At 66.4% G+C, this 15,720-nt stretch carries 17 protein-coding genes; 7 read left to right on the plus strand and 10 right to left on the minus strand.

Translation table 11 applies throughout. The annotated features are described in order from the left end of the window. The first annotated feature begins 64 nt into the window (after nt 1–64). Together AU194_RS02390 and AU194_RS02395 are read left to right on the plus strand one after the other, a co-directional pair. Complete coding sequence (locus AU194_RS02390; RefSeq protein ID WP_059087620.1) at nt 65–886, plus strand: ANTAR domain-containing protein; 822 nt, start codon at nt 65–67, stop codon at nt 884–886. A 30-nt stretch (nt 887–916) separates the two neighbouring features. Beyond that, the gene (locus AU194_RS02395) at nt 917–1,957 is read left to right on the plus strand and encodes a lipopolysaccharide assembly protein LapB (protein ID WP_059087621.1); all 1,041 of its coding nucleotides are present in this window, start codon (nt 917–919) and stop codon (nt 1,955–1,957) included. A 33-nt stretch (nt 1,958–1,990) separates the two neighbouring features. Here the strand turns inward: AU194_RS02395 and AU194_RS02400 are convergent, their stop codons facing one another. From AU194_RS02400 to AU194_RS02460, 10 genes are all read right to left on the minus strand, one after another. After that, nucleotides 1,991–2,350 (minus strand): hypothetical protein, encoded by a 360-nt coding sequence (locus tag AU194_RS02400; RefSeq protein ID WP_157575858.1) that lies wholly within the window; start codon nt 2,348–2,350, stop codon nt 1,991–1,993. A gap of 182 nt (nt 2,351–2,532) precedes the next feature. Further along, complete coding sequence (locus AU194_RS02405; protein WP_059087623.1) at nt 2,533–2,796, minus strand: hypothetical protein; 264 nt, start codon at nt 2,794–2,796, stop codon at nt 2,533–2,535. Between the two features lie 9 nt (nt 2,797–2,805). After that, nucleotides 2,806–2,955 carry a hypothetical protein gene (locus AU194_RS31595; protein ID WP_157575859.1) on the minus strand — a complete coding sequence of 50 codons (150 nt, stop codon included), beginning with the start codon at nt 2,953–2,955 and terminating at the stop codon, nt 2,806–2,808. Between the two features lie 327 nt (nt 2,956–3,282). After that, on the minus strand, nt 3,283–3,642 hold the full coding sequence (locus AU194_RS30885) for a hypothetical protein (protein ID WP_082698442.1): 360 nt from the start codon (nt 3,640–3,642) through the stop codon (nt 3,283–3,285). A gap of 108 nt (nt 3,643–3,750) precedes the next feature. Beyond that, a complete protein-coding gene (locus AU194_RS02410; protein ID WP_059087624.1) occupies nt 3,751–4,266 on the minus strand; it encodes a hypothetical protein in 516 nt (171 codons plus the stop codon). 69 nt (nt 4,267–4,335) lie between these two features. Then, nucleotides 4,336–5,154 (minus strand): hypothetical protein, encoded by an 819-nt coding sequence (locus AU194_RS02415; RefSeq protein ID WP_059087625.1) that lies wholly within the window; start codon nt 5,152–5,154, stop codon nt 4,336–4,338. Further along, nucleotides 5,147–5,557 carry a hypothetical protein gene (locus AU194_RS02420; RefSeq protein WP_231743127.1) on the minus strand — a complete coding sequence of 137 codons (411 nt, stop codon included), beginning with the start codon at nt 5,555–5,557 and terminating at the stop codon, nt 5,147–5,149. The genes AU194_RS02415 and AU194_RS02420 overlap by 8 nt, the downstream gene beginning before the upstream one ends. Continuing rightward, nucleotides 5,557–10,188 (minus strand): toxin glutamine deamidase domain-containing protein, encoded by a 4,632-nt coding sequence (locus AU194_RS30890; protein ID WP_231743128.1) that lies wholly within the window; start codon nt 10,186–10,188, stop codon nt 5,557–5,559. The genes AU194_RS02420 and AU194_RS30890 overlap by 1 nt, the downstream gene beginning before the upstream one ends. 17 nt (nt 10,189–10,205) lie before the next feature. After that, the gene (locus tag AU194_RS02455; protein WP_082698444.1) at nt 10,206–10,493 is read right to left on the minus strand and encodes a WXG100 family type VII secretion target; all 288 of its coding nucleotides are present in this window, start codon (nt 10,491–10,493) and stop codon (nt 10,206–10,208) included. Beyond that, a complete protein-coding gene (locus tag AU194_RS02460; RefSeq protein ID WP_082698445.1) occupies nt 10,490–11,095 on the minus strand; it encodes a WXG100 family type VII secretion target in 606 nt (201 codons plus the stop codon). Before AU194_RS02460 ends, AU194_RS02455 begins: the two co-directional genes overlap by 4 nt. 42 nt (nt 11,096–11,137) lie before the next feature. Between AU194_RS02460 and AU194_RS02465 the strand changes: the two genes are divergently transcribed. Genes AU194_RS02465 through mtrB form a run of 5 tightly spaced genes read left to right on the plus strand, consistent with a single transcriptional unit; the run spans nt 11,138 to nt 15,718 of the window. After that, nucleotides 11,138–11,332: a hypothetical protein gene (locus AU194_RS02465; protein WP_059087632.1), complete on the plus strand. Its 195-nt coding sequence runs from the start codon at nt 11,138–11,140 to the stop codon at nt 11,330–11,332. Further along, nucleotides 11,329–12,597 carry an amidohydrolase gene (locus AU194_RS02470; protein ID WP_059087633.1) on the plus strand — a complete coding sequence of 423 codons (1,269 nt, stop codon included), beginning with the start codon at nt 11,329–11,331 and terminating at the stop codon, nt 12,595–12,597. The genes AU194_RS02465 and AU194_RS02470 overlap by 4 nt, the downstream gene beginning before the upstream one ends. A 37-nt stretch (nt 12,598–12,634) precedes the next feature. Continuing rightward, on the plus strand, nt 12,635–13,264 hold the full coding sequence (locus AU194_RS02475; RefSeq protein ID WP_059087634.1) for a dTMP kinase: 630 nt from the start codon (nt 12,635–12,637) through the stop codon (nt 13,262–13,264). Nucleotides 13,265–13,323: 59 nt separating this feature from the next. Continuing rightward, entirely contained in the window at nt 13,324–14,010 is a 687-nt protein-coding gene (mtrA, locus tag AU194_RS02480) for a two-component system response regulator MtrA (protein ID WP_059087635.1), read from the plus strand. Between the two features lie 49 nt (nt 14,011–14,059). Next, nucleotides 14,060–15,718 carry an MtrAB system histidine kinase MtrB gene (gene mtrB / locus AU194_RS02485; protein WP_059087688.1) on the plus strand — a complete coding sequence of 553 codons (1,659 nt, stop codon included), beginning with the start codon at nt 14,060–14,062 and terminating at the stop codon, nt 15,716–15,718. The last annotated feature ends 2 nt before the right edge of the window (nt 15,719–15,720 follow it).

The raw sequence follows: 15,720 nt of genomic DNA on the forward strand, positions 1-15,720 counted from the left end.
TCCGTTTCGCGGCGAGAACCTCGGGGTATTGAGAGCTCACATTCACTTGAGGGAAGGACGCGGGATGGCCGACGTGCATATCGGTGACGAGCAGAGCTTCAACGAGACGGCGCTGGTGGCGCCGATCAATCTCATCTCGCACGCCGCCGTGAGCCGCGCGGTCGCCCGGCTGCAGGAAGCACACGGAATCCCCGACGGCGACACGGCATTTCGTGCGCTGCTGACCGTGTCGCAGCGCTACGACGTCAAACTGCGGCACCTGTCCGCGGCGGTGATCAACGCCGACGCCGATACGCCGACCGCGAAGCGCACCCCGGCGCCCGGGCTGTCGTTCTCGCTGCGCGGCCGCGGCAGCGTGCCGAAACGTTCGGATGTGCTGGCCGATCTGCTGACCACCGCCGTCGACCTGTTCGGTGGGCAGGCCGGTGCGGTGCAGTTGCGTGACGCCACGTTCGGCGGGCTCTGCATCGAGAGCCACACCGGTTTGCCCGAGCAGTTCCGCCACCACTTCAGTTTCGTCGAGGACGGGGGCTCGGCCGCCGGGTACGCGACCGCGCACTGCGAGGTCGCGCGGGTAGACGACGTCGCTGTATCCCCGCTGTACGGCTTCACCGATATGGAGGTGCTGGCCGCCTCCGGTGTGCAGGCCGAGCTCGCGGTGCCGATGTGCGATGAGGACGGCCGCAACTGGGGTGCGGTGACGGTGATGTTCGATTCCCGCCGTCCGCGCATCGATCCGTTCGCCGTGGAGATGCTGCACGGGCACGCCGATTCCTGCGCGCAGTGGCTGCGGTGGTACGACAGCGAGGTCATGCCGAAGTTGGTCGCGGCCGTGCACGACGTCGCGGCGTCGCTCGTGGCCGAGACGGGTGCGGTCTCGGCGTAGACGCCGGAGGTGCCGTAGAGTCCGCTGTCGATGACTGCTGGCTTCGGTGGCGTTGAGGAAACCTTGCGTGCGGCCGAAACGTGCTTCGCTGCAGGTGATTACCGGCGTGCCGACGAGGTGATCCGGGCCGCTCTGACTTTTTCGCCGCATGATCCACGGCTGCTGACGGCGTACGCGAGGGCGAAGCTGGGGCTGTCGGACTGGGCGGCCGCCGCAACGAGCGCGTACGCGGCGCTGTCGGTCGACCCGGACAACGAGCACACGATGCGGGTGTACACCCGCGCGCTCGAGATGCTCGGGCGGGTGGACGAGGCGTTGTCGATGGCGTGGCGAACGGTGAGCGCGTATCCGTCGAGTCATCAGGCGTATTACGGATACGCCCGACTGCTGCAGGTTGCGGGGCGACCGCGAGAGGCTCTGGCGGCCGTCGATTCCGCTGTGGGGTTGAACCCGTCGGACGTCGACTCGTTGGTGCTGCGCGGGGACATCCTGGCGGCGTCGGGTCAGCGCGACGCGGCGGAGTCTCAGTATCGCGAGGCGCTGCGTCGACATCCGGAGCATGCCGACGCCGTGCACAGCTTGGCCCTGCTGGAGCACGCGAGGGGACGGCGCGCCAGCGCGATGCGCGGTTTCGTTGCCGCGGCGAACCTGGATTCGTCGTACCGAGAGGTGGTGCGGCAGAACATCGGTGCGCTGGTCGGGGGAATGCTGCGGAAGTCGGCATGGGTGGTGTTGATCGTCGCGTTCGCGGTCATCTTCGCGTACACGCTCGGTCAGGACGGCCATGCCACCGTGGTTCCCAGGGTGGTGGCTGGGGTCGGCGCCGTCCTGCTGGTGGTGATGCTCGGGCGGGCGATGCGCGGGTTGCCTCGGGTGATGGTGGAAGCTGTTCTGCGGCAGCGGAAGATGCTGGTGGTGCGGCTCGTGCAGTTGGTGGTCGCGGTGGCAGTGGGGGGCGTGACCGCTGCGGTCGGTGGGATGACGGTGCCGGCAGTGGTGGCGTCGGTCCTGGTGCTTACGTTGCCGGTTGTCGTGATCGCCGGTGGGTTGGGCGACGAGCGGCTGTGGTGAGACGCGCCCGCGGGGGCGTCCTGTCCCGATGACTTACTCCGTGTTGGCGCGGATGACGGACAGCGTCGCGGCGGCAGCACGGCGAACGAACTCGTCGTCGCGCGCCTCGCCATGGATGCCCCATTGCCAGCTGCCGACGTAAGTGAGCTCGCGGTCCCTCAGACCGGGGAACCCTACTTGTAGATCGGGCCCGATCGGCGACACATCCACCGGCCGCTGGACTCCCGCGAGAAGTTTGATGATGACGCCCGGTGTGTTGCCGATGTACTGAGCGTGCCGGTCACCGTAACGGCCCAACAGGAAGGCGTCGGGTGGACCGTCACCGCCGGTATCGCGGCTGATTGCGACCCACAGCGCGTCGGGAGCTTCGCCGACGAGCAGGCCGTCGTTCATCGGCGTCAGCGGCCGGGCGAGACGTTCCAATCCCTCGGATAAGACTCTGACTCCATCGGATTGTGCGCGTACCGAGTGAAGTGGTTCGCATCCACCGATCTCCCATCTGCGCGCGTACGGCACGGAAAGTCCGTGGCCTTTTCGGAGACGTGACATCAGCGCATTTGCGATCTCTGGTGCTCTCATTGGTCCGCGGCCTTGAATGCGATGGCGTCTGCGAGCAGTTGGCTGTAGGTCATGCGGCCCAGCAGCTGGAAGCATGCGTCCGCTTCCGAGTTCAGTCGGACGAGGCTGTTCTTCGCGCCGCGCTCATACCAATAGACCTCCCACATCCCGTCGGCCGATCGTTCGAGACACCATGAGTAGTCCGCGCGGCCGCCGATCGCGAGCACGTCCCGCGGAATGCCGATTGTGGCGAGGGCTCGCACCAGCTCACTCTCATTCACTGCGACACCTCACTTCTCGACGTGCAAGTCGGACGGATCGAGCTGCGGGTAGGTGACATTGGGGTAGTCCTCGCGAATCTCGGCGGCGATCTGCCCGAGGTGTTCAACGTCCGCGGAGTTCAATAGTTGGTCGATGAGAAAGTAGCGGCCTCTGTCCACCTTTGTAGACGCCTTCGCTGAACATGACTTTATAACCGAGGTTCCCTCGTCTGTCCCATAGAGCGTGAAGTCCCACGGACTCTTCGCTCGGTTTCAAGATCACAGCAGTCTCACGCCGGGACGGAGTCGTGCGTCCGACCACGCCGCACTCTCCAACCGCGGGTTGATCGTCTGTGGGTCGCAGCAGTCACATCTGTCACATGAAGTGAGCACGATGCGACTCCAAGAAGCGATATCGCCGGTGATATCTGCTGGCACGGTCACCTGACGAGGCGACTCTCGGTCGCATCGCGAAACGTAGGGAGTGTCCACTGGGTTCACTCAAATTCATCTCTCACCGTCGCGGGTGGTCGATCGCGTACTGGCTGGTGGTGATTCGTATTCCACTTTCGCCGAATAGTTCGCCGCCCTGATACCACTGAGCAGCTCGGCTTTGAGAGACGCGAGTTCGTCGGCCGAAGAAGCCGTGCTGGCAACTACTTGGACTTGCCACGACCAATCGAATTCACGGTAGAGCACGATCTTCGCACGATGCCCGCTCGGGCACTCGATAGTTCGGGAACCGAATTGCTGATCGAACTCGTCGGTCAAGCGCCCAAACGCGCTGAGATGCAGATGCTCTCGTAACCGCCGGAGTCCGGATTGATCGACGTCGCCAAGTATGTCGATCAGCAAAATGTCAAACATTGGTCGCGCCTTCGGTTGTGATCACGCGCCATCCGGCGACGGACACCTGGAATGACTTGGTTTCGTTTCCGGACGGCGCCTGAGCAGGGCGCAGTATGTCGTCGACATCTAGACCTCGGTGGTGTCCACTTCCGGCCACGCTCCCTGGTTCTGCCGACTCATCCACTCCGCGTGCGACATAGCCGCGCGCTGGACAAATAGTCCGTCGGATTGCAGAGGTATGTGTTCTTCTCGATGGTCAACGGGTTCCGGGGGATCGGTCAGCGATTCTGCTGTCATCTGATACTCGATCCGCTCATCGTCCTCATAGCGTAGATTGATCGTGATGTGCCACTGATACGGATAGAATTGACGTCCCGCCCGGTTAACCCCTGTTTCCTTGAAGGTTGTGTGCGCATCCGCCACCATCGTTTCCGACCAACTCGGGTACACGTACACCACGCCGGTCTCCGAATCGATCACCAGCTTCGCTAGTCCCGTCGCATCTCCCGACGCCATCTGCTCTGGAGTCAGGACGTCTGTGCACAGCCACCCGTCCTTGAACGGCTGGACATGAAATCTCCCCGTGGGTGACATCTGTGCCAGATAGGACAGCGCTTGATCTCTCGTTTGCAGCTCAACCATGGCGCTCCTTCGTCGGGATGAGGTCGCGCGACGCCGGTCGTTCGTCGAGCACTCGTAGCAGTGTCACCCTCACTGACTGGCAGGAGTCAGTTGATTCTCGACTCCTCGAACGTTCGCCAATCGTTTTGCCTCGACGGCCAACTCGAAGACTCCCGGCTCCGCGAAATGAGCGCCGACTCGTTCGGCGTCCGCTGGGTCATCCGACAGCAATAAAACCTCCGCGCGCCCTTGTGTGGTGCGCAGCAAACGGATGGGAATGCCGTCGAGCTCGGCGGTGTACACCCGCTCGAACACCGCGCATTCCGTCAATGGCACGGTCGCCGACCAAGCGCCAGGCCGGATCTGTTCGAACCCCGGTGGCGCCTCGGCGGCGAGCAGTGTCAGCAGCACGCCATCGGTCATGACGTCGGCAAGGAACTCGCCGCCACGCCACCGCGCCATGGTGCCGACAACCGTACTCGGTGGACGCCACTGCCGAGCTCGATGCCAACCGCGGGCGGCTCCCTCATAGCGGGACAATCGCTTCTGCTCGCCGTCCGACCTGATCCGCCAGTACTCGGCGCCGTAGGGGTAGCGCGTTCGGCCCATGATCCACACTTGGGCCAACGAATCTCCGGCCAGGAAGCCGTTCGCGAACGTGTGCCATGGCCGCTCACCGCCGGACGGTGCACTGAACGTTGCCAAGCGAGGCTGCGAAAAGCGCACGACGTCAACGAATTCGGGTGCTCCAGTTACCCCATACGCGCCTAAAAGATCAGCCGGAGTTCGTAGGCCGGCTACCTCTGATGCCATGGTGACGTAGCCGCCGACCTGGTCATGACCGTTTTCGACGATGGCCGTAGCCGTATTCGAGTTGAGCAGTTTCTGTAAGACGATTGGCTCAGGCACGGCGGGTTTCCTCGACTTCGATGTCGGTGAGGTCCTCGAGGGCGACGGTACCCGTCCATCCCATGAATTGGTCTCCGCGCAACCCGAGTTCTTTGGCGACCCGCGGAGGACCGACGAATTCGACCTCGACGCTTCCGTCGGGCAAGCGCTCCTGGAGGGAAACGGTGTGACCGTTCAACTTTCCCTGTGCACGTACATGAAACAGACCGTCGAGCGAAGTGCGCGGGACTTTCACCCACGGCCGGTACTGGCCCTGCCCGACCGAGGACTCGCCCGATTCGAATCCATCCGCGATGTCTGCCGGGTCTGCGCGCAGCGCTACCCAGTCGTCGCCGCTGAACGCGACTCGGTATCGCTGTCCGCGGTACTCGGCTATTGCGCCGGTGACGGGGAATTCAGCCATCAGTTCCCCTGCGGGATCCATGACTGACCGTTGAGCACCGCCACCAGACGTTGTGTCCCATCATCGAGTACCTCCCACATCTCGGCACCTTCACGCATCCTGACGTCTTTGGCGATGTATTCGGGAATGACATCGTCAACGGATTTGGTGAAGGCGTTGCCTGTGAACGGATCGTCCCACGCGTCGTAATCGGTGCTGCCGCCCATGTCCGAATTGCGCGGAACTTCGTATGAGTCGGGCGAATCCGGGTCGGCTTGGAACCGAATGAGGTGCGTTCCGGGGTCGTGCGGAGCGAAGGGTGTGTCGGGATAGTCCAGGCGCAAGCCGTCGTGGATCTGCTGCGGCGATGACAACTGCGCCGTGTCGTCGGCGACAGTGACCGAGCCACCCACGCGATCCGGCCGGATGTACGAGTTCTCCATGATGTAGTCGTCGGCGCGGCTCTGCTCCAGGTTCCCGGATTCGTCGAAGTGCGCGGGCGGAATCACCTTCTGCATCACAGTGTCGGGAGTGGGCGTAGGCAGATCGTCGCGCACGGCGTTGATCAGGTCGCGTTGGTCCGGTGTCAGACTGTCGGTCGGCTTGTTGATGAGGTCGACGAAGTCGCTCTTGCTGATCCCGTGGCGGTCGAGCGCGTCGAGAACACGTTGGTTGTCGCCGAGTTGTTCGGGCGCGTATGCCGTCGTGTGCGACGTTTCGTCCATCAAGGAGTACGTGCGAGAACCGTCCCCGCCGTCGGCGAAGGCGGGAGAACTATCCGGGGGGATGGAGCCGGGCAGGGTGGCGCCGTCCCCTACACCTCGGTCGTGTCCAGCTCCGGCCACACCCCCTGGTTCTGCCGGCTCATCCACTCCGCGTGCGACATCGCCACGCTCGACAACCAGTCCGTCGGATTGCAGAGGTACGTGTGCTTGTCGATCGTCAACGGATGCTCTTGGTTCGGCTCCGGAGGATCGGTCAGCGATTCCGCTGTCATCTGGTACTCGATCCGCTCCTCGTCCTCCCGCATCCGTCGAATCGTGATGCGCCATTGGTGAGGATAGATCTGACGACCCGCTCGGTTGACCCCCGTTTCCTTGAAGGTCGTGTGCGCGTCCGCCACCATCGTTTCCGACCAACTCGGGTACACGTACACGATCCCGGTCTCCGAATCGATCACCAGCCTCGCTAGTCCCACCGCCTCTCCCGAAGCCATCTGCTGCGGGGACAAGATCTTCGTGCACACCCACCCGTGCGGGAACGGTTGAACCTGAAACGTCTCGGTCGGTGACATCTCCGCCAGATACGCCAGAGCTTGTTCCCTGGTCTGCAGTTCCGCCATTGTGCGCTCCTTGATCAGGTTCGATCGGGGTGAAATGTAAGAACGACGAGTCTTCGGTCATCCATGCCGGCGGATGGTCGGACGTGATGCCCTGTTGAGGGTCCCACCAGACTGGCCCTGCAGCGTCTTCGGGATACACCACCACGGTTGCGTGCGAACCGTTGGTCACTGGAGAGCCGTCGGGGTGGTACAGGTGGTGACCGGTATCGAGATCGCGTGCATGCCAGCCGTTGTGCACCAACGCGGCCGATCCTGGCCCCAGGTTGTCCACGTACTGATGCAGTGCTTTGAACTGATCGGCGATGCTACGTCCTGGGAACTCGAGCATCTCTCGGCCGATCCACTCCGCTGCACGGCGAAGCCCACTCTGCTCACCCGAATTCCGGTCGATCTCGCCGTCGGGCAGTCGGTCGGGGAACCGAGGTGCGGATACTGTCGGATCTCCTCGGAAGGACGACAACGCCGACAGCGAGCAGTCCAGGCAATTGTTGGAGCGCCCCTGAACTGTGGGACCGCCGTCGTTGACGAGGTTCCCGTAGTCGTTGACACGCGGGTCGGCGTGGCGGACGAAATTGCCGTCAGAATCCCGCAGCGCTTCCTCTACGGCGGACTGGTAAGCAGGGTCCTCTACAGGCCTCAATTCGTGCGGTCCATAAGTCCGCGCATCCGCCGGGTTGCCCGACAGCGGTGAATGCTGCGTCTGTCCTTGACTTCCGCCCGCGTTGTCGTTCGGGTTCGGCTGGTCAGGCTGGCTGCCCGGGCGGTCGTTCGGTGCGGCGTTCGGTGTGTCGTGCGTAGTCGAATGCGACGGAGGGGGCGCGTCCCGCCTCTCGATGTCCGGCCGCGGACTCGGTGGCTCCGGCCTGGTGGGTGTCGGTTGATTTCCTGCGCCCGACGTATGTGCCGCCGCGGCAGGACTCACCGGTGCCGTCGGAGTATGCGTCGGACCCGCAGCCGAAGGCTGTTGCGTGCGTGGGCTTTCCGGCGTACCGGTATGCGGCGCCCTGGTCTCCGGGGACCTGATCTCCGGCGCCCGCGACTCTGGTGTCCGCGTTTCCGGTCCCCGCCCCTCCGGGGTCCGCGCGGGCGCGTCCGGAGTGTGCGTCGCACTCGGCGTATGCGTCGCCCCCGGCGCGTGCGCTGCCATGGGTCCGACCCCAGCCATCCCCACCGGTGGCGGCGCACTGCCATTGCCGGCGTCATGCCGCCCGGCATTGCCGTCACTCGGCGTATGCGTCTGCGCCTCAGGAGCATTCGCATCCGCTACCGGGCGATCCTGCCCGTTGTGATGTTCAGCCGGGGGAGCGTGCGTAGGACTATCCGCCCGGCCGTTGTATTCGCCTGCACTCGAACCGTTCTGGCTCGGCGCAGGATCTCCGGCGTGCATGTTGGCCGGTGGGGCGGTGCCGGCATCGGAATGGCTTCCGCCGGTGGGTGTGTGGTTGGCCTGTGGAGCTTGAGACTCGTGCGTGCTGGGCGCGTGCGAAGGCGCGTCGTGCGGCGCGGCCAGGCTCGAGGCGTCGGGTGTGTGCGGCGCGGCGGGCTGATCTGGGGCAGCGGTCGGATTAGGCGACGTCGGCGAATCGACAGGATGCGTCGGTCCAGGCGAGCCACCGGAAGCGGGCGACTGCGACGGCGGTCCATCGGTCCGACCCGGAGCAGAATCCGCTGGGCCGGAAGCGGTCCCGGGCGGCGGTGGCGGCGGACCGTCGCCGCCGCCGCGCGCTGTCGGACCGTCACCACCCCCATCTGGGGTGGTGGCCGCAGACCCCGGCGGATTGGGCGGGCCTGCCGGCCCCTCGAGACCACGCGGGGCCGACGGTTCGTCGGTTCGGTGCGGCACCGTCGGGCTCAACACCGACTCGGGGATGCCCGGCGGCCGCACCTCCGGAACGTTCGGCACCCCCGACCGCACGCTCTCGAGGTCCGGCACGTTGTCGAGATTCGGTGTCCCGTTGCCGGATCCGAGTCCACGCAGGCCGGGAATCTTGCCGTCGTTCAGCAGCCCGCGGGTCGTCCGCAAGCCCTTGGCCAGCGTGCCCGTCTTCGAGAACGCGCCACCAGGAACGAACAACGACCCGATGTTGAACGCCGCCTCACCCGCCGCCCTGCCGGGGTGGTCACCGGACCACTTGTCCCACGCGACGAACTCCTTGCCCATGTTGGCCAGGACTGCGGGCGCCGTCGAAGGATCTCTCGCGACCGACAGCGCAACGTCGGCCATCCCCTTCCAGGTGTCCGGGTCCGCCAGCGCGACGGTGCTCGCCACCGTGTTGATCAACCCCGTCGTCAACCCCACCTGGAAATCGGTGTACAGGGTGAACACGTCGGCGAGGGCGTTACCGACGTCGTCGCCGAGCAGTTCGACCAGGTGTGGCCGTACCCATTCCTGCAACGACGTGACCGCATCCCCGATGGCCGACGTCAGTTGCCCGAGAAGGCCGACGATGCCCTTGACTTGATCCTGGAAGTTGTTGAGGACGGTGCCGACGTCGTTCGCGACTTCGCGCAGGATGTCGTCCGCCTCGCCGGTGAAGACGCCCTTCACCACGTCCCAGGCGCCACCGAGCGAGATCCTGTCGAGCAGCCTGCGGATGGCGTTCTGGGTCTCCTCGACGCCTCGGGCGAAATCGTCGATCTGCGTGGCGAGGATCCCGGCCGAATCCGACAGCTTCGTCACCGCACCGCCCAGGTTGTCGAGCGCTTGGCCGATGCGCTCGCCTTCGGGGATCTGCTGCTGACCCACAGTGGTTTTCATTGGGGTGAGCAGGTCGTCGAAGATCGACAGCCCTTTGCCGATGTTCTCCCACTGTCGGGCGGCGAGCCGGAGCCTCCCGGGACTGCCCGACGGCCACGTCAAGGCGGCGCTGGCGAACATCCCGCCTGGGATCACGTTCAGGAACGGCACGATCAGATGCCACTTCGTCGGTGGCGGAACGCCAGTCCCATCAGGTCCGGCTGCGGCGTCGGCCGCCTTGGTCTCCGCCGGCGGGTCACCGGCGCTGCCCGTCGGGCCCGAACCGCCCACGGTCGACGAGGCGTCGGCGTTCTTGTAGTTGTAACCCGTCGCCACGAGCATGTAGCCCACGGACTTGAACGCGTTGGCCGCCTCGGCCACCGCATGGGCGAACTCCTGTGCCTGATCGCCGTACAGCAGCCCGAAGTTCAATCCGGCGGGATCGGTGCCCGACGCGATGCCCGACGACACGATCTGCCCCACGGCGTCCGACAGCGCGTCCAGTTGTTCACCGAGGGAACCGATCTGCTTGCCCGCGTCGATCAACGCGTCCGGTTCGACCTCGATGCGCACACCGGAGCCCGCGTGGCCTACGCCCACATCTGACCGTTCTTCGCGACCGCGTCCAAGTAGTTCTTGCGCGCCGTGTCCGCGATCTTCTGTAACTGCGCCAGCGCCTTGTTCATCTGCTCGGCGCCGTCCTCCCACTGCTGCTGCGACTGGGCCTGCGCCTCCGACGCCTCACCGTGCCATGTCGCGCGCAGTGCGGCCATCGTGCGGTCGACGTCCTCCAGGGTCTCGGCGACATCCCGATGGAACTCCCGCATGTGGTCGATCGCCGCCTGCAGTTTCGAGAAGTCCACCACCAGCTGTGTCACAACTGCTCCTCGCCCGGCTCGTCGTCACCCTGCTGCGCCAGCTCGACGATCTCCTGGGCCAGCGCGGCGGCCTGTTGAGCCAGTCCGCCGGCCAACTGCGTGGACTGCCCGGCCGCCCCCTGCACCGCCTCGGCAACCGTCGGCAGCGCCTGACCGAGCTGCGCGGCAGGCGCTGCGGCCGCCGGTTCGGTCAGATTCATCTGCTGCGCCAACTCGGCGACACCCGGGCCGCCCGCAGCGCCCGCGGTGCCCGTCGTCGCCGCACCCCCGCCCGACGCACCACCGCCGGTACCCGTCGCCTGCATCGACGAGCCGAGCGCTCCCGCGGCCTGTTCATCGGTCTTCGCGTACTCGCGCCCGGCGATCCGCAAAAGATCCGACATGGTCTGCAACCCGCGCACGACCTGTCCCGCGCCGCTGTGCCACTTGTCCCACTCACCGCCGAACGCCGACGCCGCGCCGCCTTTCCAGCCCGACCCCAGCAGCTGGTCGACCTCGAGGTCCACACTCGACAGCCCGTCCTGCAGGCGCTGCCCGGCATCGGCCAGCCGCACCGATGCCGAGTTCAGCTCCGAGACGACGACTTCCACTGCTTGCCCCATTCGGAACCTCCAGGAATCAGGCTGTGCTTCGACGGTGAATCCGTGGATCTCGCCAAGGCCGATGGCGAGTTGCGGTCACAGCAAACGCCGCTGCCGGCGATTGAGAGCTTATCGGCGGTCGAAGGGGGTTCGATGCACCAATGTGCCGCGGAGGCCCTCGAAGGGTCATCCGCGGCGTCCAACATTGGGAAGGCCTGGGTTTCGGACGGAACTGAGCAGGTATACGCGGAAGTGTGACGTCTACCACTTCCGCCGACCGGCTGCTCGCCGGGCTCGCGGATATCCGCGACGGCCAGCAGGAGCTATACCGTGACCTGCACGCCCACCCCGAGTTGTCGCATCAGGAGTTCGGAACGGCCCGGAGAGTCGTCGACCGGCTCGGTGGGCTGGGGTACCGCGTGCAGGACGGCATCGGCGGCACCGGGGTGGTCGGCGTGCTCGCCAACGGCCCCGGCCCCACCGTGCTCTTGCGCGCCGACATGGATGCGCTGCCGGTCGCGGAGGACACCGGTCTGGATTACGCCAGCACGGTCCGAAGCACCGACAGGGACGGTCACGACGTCCCGGTGATGCACGCCTGTGGACACGATGTTCACGTGACTGCCTTACTCGGGGCGGCCCAGCTGTTCGCCGACGGCACCGAGCATTGGCACGGGACGGTGGTCGCCCTTTTCCAGCCGGCCGAGGAGACTGCTGACGGTGCCCGGGCCATGGTCGACGACGGCCTGGCGGACGCGCTGCCTGCGGTCGACGTGGCACTCGGGCAGCATGTGCTGCCGATACCCGCCGGGATGGTCGGCGTCCACTCCGGGCCGTTCCTCGCCGCGGCGGACAGTATGCGAATCACCGTGCACGGCAGGGGAGCTCATGGGTCCATGCCGCAGTCATCGGTGGATCCGGTGGTGCTCGCCGCGATGATCGTGCTGCGGTTGCAGACCGTCGTCTCGCGTGAGGTCGCCCCGACAGAGCCCGTCGTGCTGACCGTCGGCAGCATCCAATCGGGCAGCAAGAGCAACGTCATCCCGGACCGGGCGGTGCTGCAGTTGAACATCCGCACCTACAGCGACCGGACGCGCACCACGGTCCTCGACGCGATCCGCCGGATCGTCGCGGCCGAGTGCGTGGCCTCCGGATCGCCGCGGGAACCGGAGTTCGAGTTGTTCGACCGATTCCCGCTCACCGACAACGACCCCGGCGCCACGACCCGCGTCCACGACGCGTTCGCCTCCTACTTCGGTGACAAGTGCTGGGAGATGCCGCAGGGCGCCGCCAGTGAGGACTTCAGCGAAATCCCGAAGGCGCTCGGGGTGCCCTACACGTACTGGGGCGTCGGCGGCATCGATGGGGCGGCCTTCCGCCGTGCCGCCGAGGCCGGACGCGTCGAGCAGGACATCGCGGTGAACCATTCGCCGAACTTCGCGCCGGTGATCCAGCCGACTCTCGACACCGCGACTCAGGCGCTGGTAGTAGCGGCGCTGGCCTGGCTCGCGCCCGACGGCTGACCCCCGCAACCGGCCCGGGCCCGGATACGCTCGCCGGGTGCTCATCGCGATCGAGGGTGTCGACGGCGCCGGCAAGCGGACCCTGACCAACGGCATGCGGTCGGCATTCGAGGGGACTGGTCTTTCGGTTGCGACGCTGGCCTTTCCGCGGTACCACCGCTCGGTCACCGCGGACCTGGCGGCCGAGGCGCTACACGGCGGGCACGGCGACCTCGCCGAATCGGTGTACGCGATGGCGGTGCTGTTCGCACTCGACCGCGCCGACGCCCGCGACGAGATCGGCCACCTGACCGCGGCCTACGACGTGGTGATCCTCGACCGCTACGTCGCCTCCAATGCCGCCTACAGCGCGGCACGCCTGCACCAGCAGGGCGACGGCGAGGTGGTCGAGTGGGTGCGCGCCCTGGAGTACGACCGGTTGGGGTTGCCGCGCGCCGATTGGCAGATCCTGCTCGACGTACCGACGGAGCTCGCCGCCGCGCGCGCCGAACGTCGGGAAGCGCAGGAGGCCGACCGGACCCGCGACGCATACGAACGCGACGACGGGCTGCAACGGCGCACCGGCGAGGTCTATCGCGCGCTCGCTGGAGCCGACTGGTGCGGGCGCTGGATCGTCACCGGCGCCGACGTCGACGCCGTCGCGCTGACCGGGAAGCTCACCGCCTGAGCAGCGACAGGAGAAACGCCCTGCGTGGTAGCGGGGTTTTATCGCGATCTGGTGACACCATGGACACCATGAGGCAAAGGATTCTGGTCGTCGACGACGATCCCTCGCTCGCCGAGATGCTCACCATCGTGCTGCGCGGGGAAGGATTCGACACCGCCGTCATCGGCGACGGCACCCAGGCGCTCACCGCCGTCCGGGAACTGCGCCCGGATCTGGTGTTGCTGGATCTGATGCTGCCGGGCATGAACGGCATCGACGTCTGCCGTGTGCTCCGTGCGGACTCCGGTGTGCCGATCGTCATGCTCACCGCGAAGACGGACACCGTCGACGTCGTCCTCGGCCTGGAATCCGGGGCCGACGACTACGTGATGAAACCCTTCAAACCGAAGGAACTCGTCGCCCGCGTGCGCGCCCGGCTGCGCCGCAACGAGGACGAGCCCGCGGAGTTGCTGTCGATCGGGGATGTGGAGATCGACGTGCCCGCCCACAAGGTCACCCGGCAGGGCGAGCAGATTTCGTTGACACCGCTGGAGTTCGACCTGTTGGTGGCGCTGGCACGCAAACCGCGCCAGGTGTTTACTCGAGATGTGCTGCTCGAACAGGTGTGGGGATACCGTCACCCCGCTGACACCCGTTTGGTGAACGTGCATGTGCAGCGGTTGCGGGCCAAGGTCGAGAAGGACCCGGAGAACCCGCAGGTGGTGTTGACCGTTCGAGGAGTGGGATACAAGGCCGGACCTCCGTGATCCTGCACGGCTCGGCCGTGGCCGTGATATTCACCGCTCGGCGGTGGCCGTGATCTTCGGCGGACGGCGTCGTATCCGGGGTGGCTTCTGGCGGTCGGGACCGCTGATCCGCGGCCTCGCCGCGCTGGGCCGGGCGCTGAGCCTGGTCTGGCGGCGTTCCCTGCAGTTGCGCGTCGTGAGCCTGACGTTGGGGCTCTCCCTCGCCGTCATCCTCGTGCTCGGCTTCGTGCTGACCAGTCAGATCACCGACCGCATCCTCGAGGTCAAGGTCAAGGCCGCGACCGAGGAGATCGAGCAGGCCCGCAGCACCGTGGGCGGGATCGTCAGCGGCGAGGAGTCGCGCTCCCTCGACAGCAGCCTGCAGTTGGCGCGCAACACGCTGATCGACCGCAAGGCCGACGCGGGTAGCGGACTCGCGGGTGCCTACGACGCCGTGTTGGTCGTACCCGGTGACGGCCCGCGCGCCGCCACCGCGGCCGGACCCGTCAGCCAGGTGCCCGAGGCGCTGCGTGACTTCGTCAAGGCCGGTCAGGTCAGTTACCAGTACGCGACCGTCAACGCCGACGGCTTCTCCGGACCCGCGCTCATCGTCGGCAGCCCGACGGCCTCGGAGGTCGCCAACCTCGAGCTGTACCTGATCTTCCCGTTGAACAACGAGGAGTCGACGATCACGCTGGTGCGCGGCACGATGGCCACCGGCGGTGTCGTGCTGCTCGGATTGCTGGCCGCGATCGCGCTGCTGGTGGCCCGCCAGATCGTGCTGCCGGTGCGGTCCGCCTCGCGGATCGCCGAACGGTTCGCCGAAGGGCATCTGTCCGAGCGGATGCCGGTGCGCGGCGAGGACGACATGGCCCGGCTGGCGGTGTCGTTCAACGACATGGCCGAGAGCCTGCAGCGCCAGATCACCCAGCTCGAGGAGTTCGGGAACCTGCAGCGCCGCTTCACCTCCGACGTCTCCCACGAACTGCGGACCCCGTTGACGACGGTGCGGATGGCCGCCGACCTCATCCACGACCACAGCGAGGACCTCGATCCCGCGCTGCGGCGTTCCACCGAACTGATGGTCAGCGAGCTCGACCGGTTCGAGACCCTGCTCAGCGATCTGCTGGAGATCTCCCGCCACGACGCCGGTGTCGCCGAACTGTCGGTCGAGTCGGTCGACCTGCGCAGCACGGTGCGCAGCGCGCTCGACAACGTCGGCCACCTCGCCCAGGACGCGGAGGTCGAACTGATCGTCGACCAGCCCGCCGAGGAGGTCATCGCCGAGGTGGATCCGCGCCGGGTGGAGCGGATCCTGCGCAACCTGATCGCCAACGCGATCGACCACGCCGAACGCAAACCGGTGCGCATCCGCATGGCCGCCGACGAGGACACCGTCGCAGTGACGGTCCGCGACTACGGGGTCGGGCTCCGGCCGGGCGAGGAGAAGTTGGTGTTCAGCCGGTTCTGGCGGTCGGATCCTTCGCGTGTACGCCGTTCCGGCGGAACGGGACTCGGCCTGGCCATCAGCATCGAGGACGCCCGCCTGCACCAGGGTCGGCTGGAGGCGTGGGGCGAGCCCGGTAACGGTGCGTGCTTCCGGTTGACGCTGCCGCTGGTGCGCGGGCACAAGGTGACGACGAGTCCGTTGCCGCTGAAGCCCATTGCGCCCGACCGCGCGCCGCAGCGTGGTGGACGCGATCGGCAGCCGGCAGGGGAGACGGTGTGAGA

This window comes from Mycobacterium sp. GA-2829, from assembly GCF_001499965.1.
GTDB lineage: Bacteria > Actinomycetota > Actinomycetes > Mycobacteriales > Mycobacteriaceae > Mycobacterium.

What these genes read in the sequence shown, in the direction of transcription:
- AU194_RS02420 (WP_231743127.1), bottom strand. Translation starts at nt 5,557, where the DNA reads ATGGCTGAATTCCCCGTCACCGGCGCAATAGCCGAGTACCGCGGACAG.
- AU194_RS02400 (WP_157575858.1), bottom strand. Translation starts at nt 2,350, where the DNA reads ATGAACGACGGCCTGCTCGTCGGCGAAGCTCCCGACGCGCTGTGGGTC.
- AU194_RS02410 (WP_059087624.1), bottom strand. Translation starts at nt 4,266, where the DNA reads ATGGTTGAGCTGCAAACGAGAGATCAAGCGCTGTCCTATCTGGCACAG.
- mtrA (WP_059087635.1), top strand. Translation starts at nt 13,324, where the DNA reads ATGGACACCATGAGGCAAAGGATTCTGGTCGTCGACGACGATCCCTCG.
- AU194_RS02460 (WP_082698445.1), bottom strand. Translation starts at nt 11,095, where the DNA reads ATGGGGCAAGCAGTGGAAGTCGTCGTCTCGGAGCTGAACTCGGCATCG.
- AU194_RS30885 (WP_082698442.1), bottom strand. Translation starts at nt 3,642, where the DNA reads ATGTTTGACATTTTGCTGATCGACATACTTGGCGACGTCGATCAATCC.
- AU194_RS02395 (WP_059087621.1), top strand. Translation starts at nt 917, where the DNA reads ATGACTGCTGGCTTCGGTGGCGTTGAGGAAACCTTGCGTGCGGCCGAA.
- AU194_RS02390 (WP_059087620.1), top strand. Translation starts at nt 65, where the DNA reads ATGGCCGACGTGCATATCGGTGACGAGCAGAGCTTCAACGAGACGGCG.